The organism is Clostridium yunnanense (assembly GCF_016595795.1).
GTDB classification, from domain to species: Bacteria; Bacillota; Clostridia; order Clostridiales; family Clostridiaceae; genus Clostridium_AR; species Clostridium_AR yunnanense.
In genome coordinates this window covers 155,020-166,957 of sequence record NZ_JAENHN010000032.1, presented here as the reverse complement: position 1 = coordinate 166,957, position 11,938 = coordinate 155,020, and the positions used below count along the sequence as shown (strand labels likewise).

The 11,938-nt window shown below is 29.6% G+C and carries 10 protein-coding genes; 1 reads left to right on the top strand and 9 read right to left on the bottom strand.

Features of this window, described 5'->3' with window-relative positions; all coding sequences use genetic code 11:
- Positions 1–270: 270 nt before the first annotated feature.
- From JHL18_RS11225 to JHL18_RS11200, 6 genes are read right to left on the bottom strand one after another with little or no spacing between them, the layout of a single operon-like run.
- Positions 271–963, bottom strand: a complete 693-nt coding sequence (locus JHL18_RS11225) for a response regulator transcription factor (RefSeq protein WP_200269160.1) — start codon at positions 961–963, stop codon at positions 271–273.
- A gap of 45 nt (positions 964–1,008) precedes the next feature.
- Complete coding sequence (locus tag JHL18_RS26460; RefSeq protein WP_200269158.1) at positions 1,009–2,451, bottom strand: ATP-binding protein; 1,443 nt, start codon at positions 2,449–2,451, stop codon at positions 1,009–1,011.
- Positions 2,452–2,468: 17 nt separating this feature from the next.
- On the bottom strand, positions 2,469–3,047 hold the full coding sequence (locus JHL18_RS11215; protein WP_200269156.1) for a CDP-alcohol phosphatidyltransferase family protein: 579 nt from the start codon (positions 3,045–3,047) through the stop codon (positions 2,469–2,471).
- Positions 3,048–3,073: 26 nt separating this feature from the next.
- A complete protein-coding gene (locus tag JHL18_RS11210; RefSeq protein WP_200269154.1) occupies positions 3,074–4,300 on the bottom strand; it encodes an ABC transporter permease in 1,227 nt (408 codons plus the stop codon).
- Between the two features lie 12 nt (positions 4,301–4,312).
- Positions 4,313–5,005, bottom strand: coding sequence for an ABC transporter ATP-binding protein (locus JHL18_RS11205; RefSeq protein WP_200269152.1), 693 nt, complete (start codon positions 5,003–5,005; stop codon positions 4,313–4,315).
- The gene (locus tag JHL18_RS11200; protein ID WP_200269150.1) at positions 5,005–6,210 is read right to left on the bottom strand and encodes an efflux RND transporter periplasmic adaptor subunit; all 1,206 of its coding nucleotides are present in this window, start codon (positions 6,208–6,210) and stop codon (positions 5,005–5,007) included. Before JHL18_RS11200 ends, JHL18_RS11205 begins: the two co-directional genes overlap by 1 nt.
- A gap of 234 nt (positions 6,211–6,444) precedes the next feature.
- Here JHL18_RS11200 and JHL18_RS11195 point away from each other — a divergent pair, with 234 nt between their 5' ends.
- On the top strand, positions 6,445–7,806 hold the full coding sequence (locus JHL18_RS11195; protein WP_200269148.1) for an MATE family efflux transporter: 1,362 nt from the start codon (positions 6,445–6,447) through the stop codon (positions 7,804–7,806).
- Positions 7,807–7,897: 91 nt separating this feature from the next.
- Here the strand turns inward: JHL18_RS11195 and JHL18_RS11190 are convergent, their stop codons facing one another.
- The 3 genes from JHL18_RS11190 to JHL18_RS11180 all read right to left on the bottom strand — a co-directional run bounded on the left by JHL18_RS11190 (position 7,898) and on the right by JHL18_RS11180 (position 11,937).
- Entirely contained in the window at positions 7,898–9,013 is a 1,116-nt protein-coding gene (locus tag JHL18_RS11190; RefSeq protein ID WP_200269146.1) for a ribose-phosphate pyrophosphokinase, read from the bottom strand.
- A gap of 310 nt (positions 9,014–9,323) precedes the next feature.
- The gene (locus tag JHL18_RS11185) at positions 9,324–10,487 is read right to left on the bottom strand and encodes a TolB-like translocation protein (RefSeq protein ID WP_200269144.1); all 1,164 of its coding nucleotides are present in this window, start codon (positions 10,485–10,487) and stop codon (positions 9,324–9,326) included.
- Positions 10,474–11,937 (bottom strand): sensor histidine kinase, encoded by a 1,464-nt coding sequence (locus tag JHL18_RS11180; protein WP_200269142.1) that lies wholly within the window; start codon positions 11,935–11,937, stop codon positions 10,474–10,476. The genes JHL18_RS11185 and JHL18_RS11180 overlap by 14 nt, the downstream gene beginning before the upstream one ends.
- Position 11,938 lies beyond the last annotated feature (1 nt).

The window sequence follows — 11,938 nt, the reverse complement described above, 5'->3', positions numbered from 1 at the left end:
TTTATCTAATATTTTGATAAAAATTATTATACGTAAATTGTTATACAAAAAAAGAACAGGTATGTATTTGTAAACATACTCTGTTCCATAATTATAATATTTATTTCTTAACTTAATGACATTGCTGTATAGATAGACTCTCTTTTTTGAGTGTCCATTATATAAGGTCCATTTTACACATTGCTCACTTTTTTGTTTTAAATTCAATTATAAATTTTTTATTGGTGCTAAACATAGATATTTCAATGGGTTTAGAAGTTTTTTTGTAACCTATAAAGTAAATCTATATCCAATTCCCCATATAGTTTCAATGTATTCTGGATTTGATGGGTCAAACTCTACTTTTTCTCTTAATCTTCTTACGTGAACTGTAACTGTTGCTATCCCGCCAACAGGATCTAAGCCCCAGATTCTTTCGTATAATTCTTCCTTTGAAAAAACTCTATTAGGATTATTTAATAGTAGAAGTAAAAGTTCGTATTCTTTTGAGGTAAACTCTATTTCTTTACCATTAACATATACCTTCCTTGCAGTTTTATCAACCGATATACCCCTAACCTCTATTATTTCTTTATTCATTATACTATTGCCATTTTTTAGTCTTTCATATCTTGAGATATGAGCTTTAACTCTAGCAACCATTTCATTAGGACTAAATGGCTTTGTCATATAGTCATCTGCGCCTAGTCCTAATCCTCTCATCTTATCGACATCTTCCTTCTTGGCAGATACGATAATTATAGGGATCTCTTTTTCTGCACGAATCTTTTTACATATTTCAAATCCTCCTATACCAGGAAGCATGAGATCTAAAATTATTAAATTATAGTCTTCATTTAAAGCCTTTGCTAATCCATTTTCACCATTATTTTCAATATCAACCTCAAAGCCATTGATTTGCAAATAATCCATTTCAAGATCTGCAATACTAACATCATCTTCAATTATCAATACTTTTTGCATTAAATCTCACCTACCTAGATATAAAATTTGTAAACATGCCATACACTACTTTTTAAAACTAAGAAATATAGATGTACCTTTACCTAATTCACTAAGTACTGCAATCCTGCCATTATGTTCATCCATTATTTTTTTAGCTATTGCAAGTCCAAGACCGCTTCCGCCAATAACAGTTTCCCTAGAAGTATCGGCTCTATAAAATCTTTCAAAAATATAAGGTAATGCTTCCTTAGGAATTCCTTTTCCATTATCACGTATTTCAACAGTCAATAAATCATTATTTGACTTAACGATTATATTTATTATAAGCTTACCATCAGTTTTATACTTTATAGAGTTTTCTACTATATTCATTATAGCTCTTTTAACTTTTTGTACATCTATATCAATCAAAGTAGGTTTTTCTGGTACATCCGCTATCAATTCAACCTTAGATTGATCAAGATCAAAATTTATTTCTTCAACACAATCTTGAATATAAATATTCATATCAACAGTTTGAAATTTGAAAGGTTCCTTATTCAATTCTAATTTTGAATATAAGAATAGATCATTTATTAAACTATCCATATAATTTGCTTTAGTCAAAATAGTATTTACGTACTTTTCCATCTTATCAGGAGTGTCAGCCACACCATCTTTGATTCCTTCTATATAACCCTTAATAGAGGTTATAGGGGTCTTTAAGTCATGAGATATGCTTGCAATCAGTTCTTTACGATTTTCTTCGTACTGATTTTGAATTTCTAAAGATTTCTTAAGTCTTAGTCTCATTTCCTCAAAAGTTTCTGCAACTTCACCTATCTCATCTGTAGAATCGATATTAAGCTTATAATTTAAATTTCCCTTTAGAATTTCTCCTGCACCTCTATCTAACTCCTTTAAGGGCTTAACAATACTTTTTGACACAAAATAAGTTATTATACCATTAGTAGCCATCAATATAATTAAAACTAATACCATAACTATTAAAACATTTTGTTTAAATAATTTCTTATAGTTTTCTAGATCTATAATATAGTAAATACTACCTTTATCTTTGTTGCTTGTTGTAAAATCTTGTTTCCATAATATTATAATTTTCTTTTTAAACTGATCATTAGAATTTGAATTAAAAGAAGTTAGTGCATCCTCACTTAAATCTTTTCGTATAAAATTTGATGAATAGTCAATTTTATTGTTAATCAAAGTTACTATTCCAGTATATTTCATATTTGAACTATTTTCTAGTTGGAGGAGATAATCATGATCTAAAAAGTTATCTGGATTAGTCAAAACTTCACTATTTACTTTTTGTAGTAATTTATTATTCTCAGTTACAAGTTCAGTAAAGAATGCAAAGTTTCCTCTTCCTAGCTTTCCTGAAAGATCGTATTTAGAATTGCTTTCTGTTAAAGCAATAAACAAATTACTTAAACATATCAAAAGTAAAAATGAAGTAATAAGGATAGTTACATATGTTAATTTTAATTTCCTTTTTATATACACGAAATCCCTCCTTTCATTTATCTATCAATATTAATAAATTGTCTGTTTTTAAAGAAATAATCAACTGCATATATTACTGTTACTAAAAGTGCGATGTACAATAGCATGTAGGGTATTGCACCTATAAAGCTATTTGCTACATATTCTTTTACTTTATGAAAATTATAATCAATACTCATTTTTGAAAGAAGTATTATTATAGAACTCATTTGGAAAACAGTTTTTACCTTTTCCAAGGTACTTTTTGCAAGCAAAAGCCCATCTGAATTGCCTATGGATACAAGTCCACCAATAGCAAATTCTACAGATATAATGGTTACAGCCACAAAACTAGGAATTATATTTGTCTCAACTAAATAAATCAAGGCTGTAGTAACAAGTACTTTATCAATCAATGAATTTATTAAAATCACTAATTTATCTGATTTATTTTCTTTCCTAATAAAGTTCTCATAAAACACATCTATCATGGTTGCGGCAATAAATACCACTGTAGCACTACTTCTACGATATGGTATTCCCTTTATAGACATAAATACTAAAAAGATTGTTGCTAAAATCAATCTTGTCATAGTAAGTTTATTTACGAATTTCATATAAATTCACCCCTATTCTGTAAAGTTTACTCATATCTTAAGGCATCTATAGGATCTAACTTAGCAGCCTTTCTAGCAGGATATATTCCAAAGAAAATTCCAACTGCTGAAGAGAATGCTATAACGCCTATAATTGCAGAGATTGATAATGAAGGTGTAATACTTGCAAAACTTCCTATTGCATAAGCGCCAATTATTCCAACAAGTAATCCTATAATTCCACCAATAAGGGAAATTATAACAGATTCTGTTAAAAACTGAAGAAGTATCTTGTTAGTTGTAGCACCTATTGCTTTTCTTATACCTATTTCTCTAGTTCTTTCAGTTACCGAAACTAACATTATATTCATTACTCCTATACCACCTACAATAAGTGATATTGCAGCAACTGCTCCGATAAATGTAGTAAAGATTCCAAGTACATTATTTATTTGTTCCAGCTGACTTAATGCTCCTTGAGCAGTGTAAATATCTTTTCCTCTATTATTATGTCTACTTTCTAATACGTTTTTTGCACTGTTTCCTGTTTCCTCCAGCATATCTTTATCAGCTGCCATAATACTTATTCTATCTATAGAAAATTCATTAGAGTACATATTTTGTAATAATGTCGCCGGTGCATAAAATATACCTGGTCTTTGATTTCTACCCACATTTTTAAAAGTAGATCCAAAAGGTGAGACTGTAACCCCTATTATAGTAGCTTTAATAGGTGATTTTGCAGGCCCAATTTTAATGCTCTTTCCTGTAACATCTGTGTATCCAAATAGGTCAGTTGCTGAATCCTCATCAATTATTACAACATTTTTTCCTTCAGTATATTCTCTTTCATTAAAAGCTCTTCCATATAAAAACTCAGTATTTTGTATTATAAATCCATCTGTATTTGTTCCAGAAATACTTGCTCTTTTATTACCTTTGTCCGAAATCGCTACTCCGGTTTTAGATACATTCGGAGCAACATATCTTGCCGTATCTACTTTATTTTTAATTTGTTTTATATCTTCAAATGTTATCACATCACTTTGAGAAGCTTTTGTTGTATCTGTAGATACATTCACAGTAGAAGAACCAAGCTTTTCAAACTCACCTGTTATAGACTCTTGACCACCAGCTCCTAGTGATATAATTGCTATAACTGAGCTTATTCCTATAATTATACCAAGCATCGTTAGAAAAGAACGCATTTTATTAGATATGATACTATCAACTGCCATTTTGAAGTTTTCAAGTAAACTGCTTATTATATTCATTAGTTTTACCTCCTATAGAATTATTCTGTTTTTAACCAAATAGTCATCAACTATTAGTCCATCCTTGAACCTAACTATTCTTTTTGTGTGCTGTGCTATATCTGGTTCATGAGTAACCATTATAACAGTTGCACCTTCGTTATTTAAGTCCTGGAATATTTTCATTATTTCTATAGAAGACTGAGTATCAAGATTTCCTGTAGGCTCATCAGCCATTATTACTGCGGGAGTATTTACTATGGCTCTCGCAATAGCAACTCTTTGTTTTTGTCCTCCTGAAATTTCATTTGGTTTATGTTTTACCCTGTCACCAAGACCAACCTTACTAAGAGCTGCTAAAGCCTTTTCTCGCCTAATCTTTTTAGGTATACCAGCATATACCATGGGAAGTTCAACATTTTCTAAGATTGTCATTCTAGGCAATAGATTAAATGCCTGAAAAACAAATCCTATTTCTTTATTTCTAATAAGAGCTAATTCTTTATCATTAAGGTTTGATACATTTTGTTCATTTAAAATATATGTTCCACTATCCATTCTATCTAAGCATCCAATTATGTTCATCATCGTAGATTTACCAGAGCCCGATGGACCCATGATAGAAGTAAACTCACCCTTTTCAATTTTAAGGTTTATACCTTTAAGTGCAGTAAAATTAATGTCTCCATTTACATACTTCTTAACTATATCTTTAACTTCTAGCATTACTTACCATCACCTGCTTCTTTTACTGTTATTCCATCTTTAACGCTTGAACTTGGATTAAGTATAACCTTATCTCCATTGCTTAACCCTTCAGTTACTTGTGCTTCCATATCAGATTGAAGTCCAAGCTTCACTTCTTTTTCTACTGCTTTTCCACCACTTATAACATATAAATAGTTTCTATCGTTTTTATCAGTTCTTAAACTTTCAGCAGGAACTTTCATTACATTGTTTACTTGTCCAAGAAGTACGTCTACATCTGTATCAAAATCAATCTTTAAGACATCTGGTTTATCTAATATGTCTATTTCTACTGGAAGTGTTGATTCAGTTCCAGTTGCTGATGCAGTAGTTTTAGCTGCAGGTCCAATAAATGAAACCTTACCTTTTAGCTTTTTATCTCCACTTTTTATAACAGCTTCTTGTCCAAGTTGAATTTTCGCAGCGTCAAACTTTCCTACTGACATTACAGCCTTTAAATTGTTCACATCTTGTATTGTTATAGCCGGTTGTGCTGCGGATACTGTAGCTGCACCCTCTGCAATGTTTAATGCCGTTACAACTCCATCAAAATCAGCTACAATTTTACTTTGACTTTTTGAAAGATTATCTTTAGCTGTATCTAATGCTATTTTTTGGAGTGCAATAGTATTATCTGATTGCTTAAGTTGTTCATCACTAAATTGTGGTTTTGAGGCAGCATCTCTTTTCGATTGTGCTGTTGCTAATTGTGATTGCAATGCTGATAAGTTAGCTGCAGTTTGAGGGGTCTTCTTCGCCTCAGCAATTTGATTATTTAAATCAGAAATCTGTTTATCTAAATCAGGTATGCTATTCTTTAGAGCGTTATTTGCATTTACTTGCACTTGCTTTGCAAGTACTGCATTATCATAATTGATCTGAGCTTGCTTCACACTTATATTTGGATCAGTTACATCAAATTCTGCAAGCACTTGTCCCTTTGTTACAGAGTCTCCAACTTTTACATTTACCTTTTTTACTTTACCTTGGATTGGATAATAATCTTTACTGTTCTTAGATTTTATAGTTGCAGTAGTTGAAAGATACGATTGAATATTGCCAGTTGATACACTTGCAGTTTTTACGCTTAGAAAATGTGTTGTGTTTTTTCTGCTTCTTGCATAACCTAATCCTCCAACCACTACTATTGCTACTAATACTATAGCTATTATTTTCTTTTTCATCCAAAATTCCTCCCATGTAATCAAACATATATTCAATAATTAAATTAAAAGACTCATACAAATATGCACCATAAAAACTGAGATAATATTCTCATATTAAAATAGTATATCTTTATTGTACATGTTGATTATAAAATTAATTGAAAGAAATTATTAAATAATTCTAAACTAATTCTAAAATCTTTTATAAATTAATGCTATAATTATATAGCTAATGTTATGGAGGTTACAATTATGAATTTATTATCCTTATTTAATGACAAGAAATTTTTCAAAGACACAATAAAATTAGCCTTCCCAATAGCACTTCAAAACTTTATATTATCTTCTCTAAATTTATTTGATAATATAATCATAGGTGGTCTCGGGGAAGTAGCAATTGCAAGTGTTGGACTAGCAAATCAAATGTTTTTCTTGTTAAATCTAGTGTTGTTTGGTGTAGTAAGTGGTGCATCAATCTTTACAGCTCAATATTGGGGTAAAAAGGACTTGAAGAATATTAAAAGAGTTTTAGGAATCTGTCTTATCACTGCAATAACAGTATCGTCAGCTTTTACAATTGCAGCTTTACTCTTTCCTATACCAATAATGAGTGTTTTCTCCAATGATCCAGCAGTTATAAATATGGGGGCAAACTATCTTAAAATAATCAGCCTTAGCTACATAGTTACAGCAATAACATTCGCATGTTCTGCGACTTTAAGAAGTATTGGACAAGTAAAAGCTCCGATGATAGTTAGTATTATTGCATTAGGCATAAATACAGTGCTAAATTTTACTCTTGTATATGGCGTTGCCGGCATTCCTGGCCTTGGAGTATACGGATCTGCTTTAGGTACCTTAATTGCTCGTATTGTAGAATTTATATTAATGATATTTGTTATATATAAATTCAAATTTCCTATAGCAGCAAAACCAAAAGAACTACTAGACATATCTATGGAATTTGCTAAAAGATTCTTTAAGATAACTATCCCTGTTATTTTAAATGAAAGTTTCTGGGCTTTAGGAGTTACTATTTATTCGGTTGTATACGCACATATGGGCACAGCTATTGTTGCCTCTACAAATATAGTAAGTACAATAGATAGACTTGCCATGGTTGTGTTTTTAGGGTTCGGTAATGCTGCCGCAATCATGATAGGACAGAAGATAGGACAAAAGGATGAAAAGACTGCTTTTCTATATGCTAAAAGATTTATAATAATGAATCCACTTATTGGTGTTATTGTAGGACTTATAATATACTTAGGGGCTCCATCTATTTTATTTGCTTATAGCGTATCTCCTGAAGTTCATAATTACTCTAAATCCTTACTTCATATACTAGGTATATTTCTTTGTATAAAGGTATTCAATTATACAAATGTAGTTGGAATACTTAGAAGTGGTGGAGATACGAAATTTTGTCTACTACTGGATATCGGTGGAATGTGGCTTGTAGGAGTGCCTTTAGTTGCTCTAGCAGGATTATACTTTCATATGCCAATAGATAAAGTTTATATATTCGTATTTATGGAGGAAATAGCTAAATTTTTTGTTGGATTTCCTAGGATTGCATCTAAGAAGTGGATAAACAATCTAGTAGTTCATTAATTAATAACTAAAAATATAACAAAGAAGGTTAGAACTAAAATTTTAGTTCTAACCCTTTTTTTGTAAGTAAGAGTATTTGATATTAACCTTATTAAGTTCTGTTCTTTAATAATTGAGATATAACATATGTTGCATCCATATAAGAAGCAATAGATTGATCATGATTTAATCTATTTATTATTCTAGCAATAAATTGAGACATATCTACCTTCTTGAACCATTCAGCCTGTTGAACTTCAGGAGAAATGTAAGTTAAGTTAGTTGAATAAACTCTTGTTATAACACCGTCTTCATAGAATTTTTGGAACTTTTCAGCTCCTTCAGTGAAGAATGCAAAAGTAGCAGCAACATAAACATTTCTAGCATTTCTTGCTTTAAGTTCTTTAGCGATGTCTAGAACAGATTCTCCAGAAGCAATCATATCATCAACGATAAGAACATCTTGACCATCAACATCTCTTCCCATATATTCGTGTTTTACAATAGGGTTTTTACCATTTACTATCGTAGAATGGTCTCTTCTTTTATAAAATAAACCAACATCTAGACCTAACACACTTGAATAATATATAGCTCTATCCATAGCTCCCGTATCAGGACTAATTACTAGCATTTTATCTTTATCTATTTCTGCCGATGTTTCTTCTGTTATAAAAGTCTTTAGTATATCATAAGTAGGATATAAATTTTCAAAAGATAAAAGCGGAATCGCATTTTGAACATTAGGATCATGTGCATCAAAAGTTATGATTTCTTGAACTCCTAATCTTTCTAATTCTTGTAATGCTAAAGCACAATCAAGTGATTCTCTGCCCTTTCTTCTATGTTGTCTTGAAGCATAAAGAAGTGGCATTATAACAGTTATTCTTCTTGCCTTCCCTCTTATAGCGGAAACAGTTCTTTTTATGTCTTGGAAATGCTCATCTGGTCCTTTAAAAGTTTTTACTCCAAACATGTTATATGAACAGCTATGATTACCAACATCGCAAAGTATGTAAATATCTTTACCTCTAACTGTTTCTGAAAGCTTTACCTTTCCTTCCCCATTAGAAAAGCGTATTTCATCTGAAGGAATTAAAAAAGATTCACTTACGCCCCTTTTAGCCTTGATTTCTTCATCAATTTTTTGTCCTAAAGCTCTACAGCTTTCTAAAACTATAAGACCTAATTCTCCATTGTTGTGGATAAAAATTTGATTTTCGCTCATCTTCATACTCCTTATAATAAATATATATATATTATACTTGTATTTTCTATTTTATGAATCAATTATTATGTCGGATTAACTCGATATTTCAAGTATTTTCTTGTTCAATTTAACTAATTCATGACTTTACTCATAGTTTCTACTATTTGTCATACTATATAAATATCCCCTAAAAATTTTATATAAATCATAAAATCTAAAATAAATACAAGCTTAATACTAAAAACTTAGTTTAATTTTATCATATATGTAGTCTTAATTAAAAATCACTGCGAATTAACTTTTCGCAGTGATTTTTAAGCTATAGAATTCATTTTTTTAAATTGAATTTAAATATTGTAGAAATATCTTTATCTGTGACTAAAAAAGTTAGAGCATTATTATCATAAGATAACTTTACAGAATTTATAAATTTATTATCCTTATATATAACTTGATCTTTGTATGCTTTATTTTCATCTATGTAAACCGCATGAAGTTCACTAGATTCATTTTGAAAAACACTATATATTATCATCTTCCCATCATTGCTTGCTGCATACCCATTTATTTTTTGCCCTAGTGCCCTTACTATAGGTACTGCTTTATTTGTATCAAACGAATATATATAAATACAAGCTTCTCCATTATCAAACCCTTGAAAAACAATACTTGAACTAGATATAGCCGTAATATTACTAATAAATCTGCTACTAAGTAATGTTAGTTGTGGTTTCACAGTACTATTAATGCTAAAATACGCACAAAGATTGTTATACACTATATAAACTTTATTACCATCTTTTGATACAGTTAATTCAACATTTTTATCTCCACTAATACTATCTTTATCAAACATTTGATTCATTGCTATTAAATTAGTCCTTTTTCCGCTTCTGATGTCTTTTATAAATAAATAACTATCTATTCCTATATATCTATTACTATCTGGTAACCAACAAGCAGCTAATAACTTATCATACTTTATATTTTGAATTTTTTTATCTACATCATAGAGTAAATTAGCAAAAGATTGATCTTTGTAATTTTTAAATAAACACAGAAAATTCTTCCCACTTGGAGAAACTAATACTTTTCTCAAATCGTAATCGCTTAATTGAGAAATATCTATATCTGAATATACATTATTATTATCTATAAGTTTTATATTCTTTTCATCCATATCATAACTTTTTTTATTTGACATTAATCTAAGCGAGACTTGAACTGCAAAAATATTTTCTTTAATTAATGTAACATCGCTTATGCTGTATGGAAGATTTAATTTATCAACTTTTCCCATTGATAAGTCATTTATTAGATTATCAGGAAAATCACTCTGAAATAAATTTTTATCAAGCACCACAACTTTATTAATAATACTGTTATTAGAATAAGTTAAGTTAATGAAGTAAAATGACACAATGAATATAAGAAAAATAGCTAGCATAAATACTCTATTACCTATTAGTCTAATATTCTTAATCTTTAGCATTTAATTCACCTCTAAATTTTATTGTTATCTCCGTGCCTTCTTTTAGTTTACTATTTACTGTAATACCTCCACCGTGCTTTTCAACTATCTCTTTCACTATTGTTAACCCAAGACCAGCACTTCCTTGCTGCCTGGCACTCTTTTTATTAACTCTATAAAAAGGTTCAAAAATTTTACTTAAATCTTCTTCAGAAATGCCTTCTCCCAGATCTTTTATTTTTATAAATATCTCATGCTCTTCTTTATATGCATTAACATAAATATTGGAATTTACATTACCATACTTCATGGAATTGTCCAATAGGTTTACAAAAACCTCCTTGATTCTTTCTTTATCACCATATATGTGAAGATCACGTCCAATACTCGTAACAATATTAATATTATATTTTTTCCCTTTAATGCTCATTTCTTCACATGTATTTATTAATACTTTACCAACATCTACCTCATGAAAATTATAACTAAATTGATTTGATGAGGTTTTTGCAAGCTCAAGCAAATCTATAACCATATGGTTTAATCTAATACTTTCTCCAATGATACAATTTAAACCCTTCTTGTAAAATTGATCTTCAGATAAATTCATATCTTCAATAGCTTGGGCATATCCCATAATTGTAGTTATGGGAGTTTTTAGTTCATGAGTTACATTATCAAAAAAAGTCTTGTTTTCACTTTGTAATTTTTCTAGTGCATCCTTATCTTTTTTTATTATTGCTATCTGTTCCTTGATTTTTCCTACCATAATATTAAATCTTTCAGCTAAATATCCAATCTCATCTTTTGTTTGTACCTTTAAATCAATTTCAAAATTCCCTTTAGCTACATCCTCTGAAGCTTCTGCAAGTTTTTTTATTGGTCTAGTAATTTGTTTAGAAAATAAAAGCGAAAATATTAATATAACAAAAAATATAAGAACGGCAAATATATTACTAATATTTTTAAAGTTTTTACTATAATTAAACAGCTCAGTATAATCTTTACTATATCTTATTATTTCAACTGCTTCATTTTCTACAGTAATCGGATATGAAAGATTAACTATGGTCCTCCCATTAGCTGTTTCTGCACTATAATTAATTTTGCCTTCAATGGCCTCTGTAATATCTTTCGAATCATACTTAGTAATACTAGGATTATTATTAGAGATATTTTTCCCTTCCATATCAAACACTTCAACTTTGTTTCCTATTTGTGCTGTAAGCTGACTTGATATTTCTTCCGCTTCTAACAAAAAATTTTTCTTAGTGAGTTCCATATTGTTAATTAAAAAATATTGCTTTAGATATATATCTAGATTTCTTTTGGCCCCTATCATATCAGAGTTTATGATATTTCCATTATTTTTTTCTGTAAGCTTGTATGATACAAAAAGTAATGAAGATAATGCAATAAATATAATAATAGAAAAATATATAAAAATCTTATATTGTATAGAATACTTCATA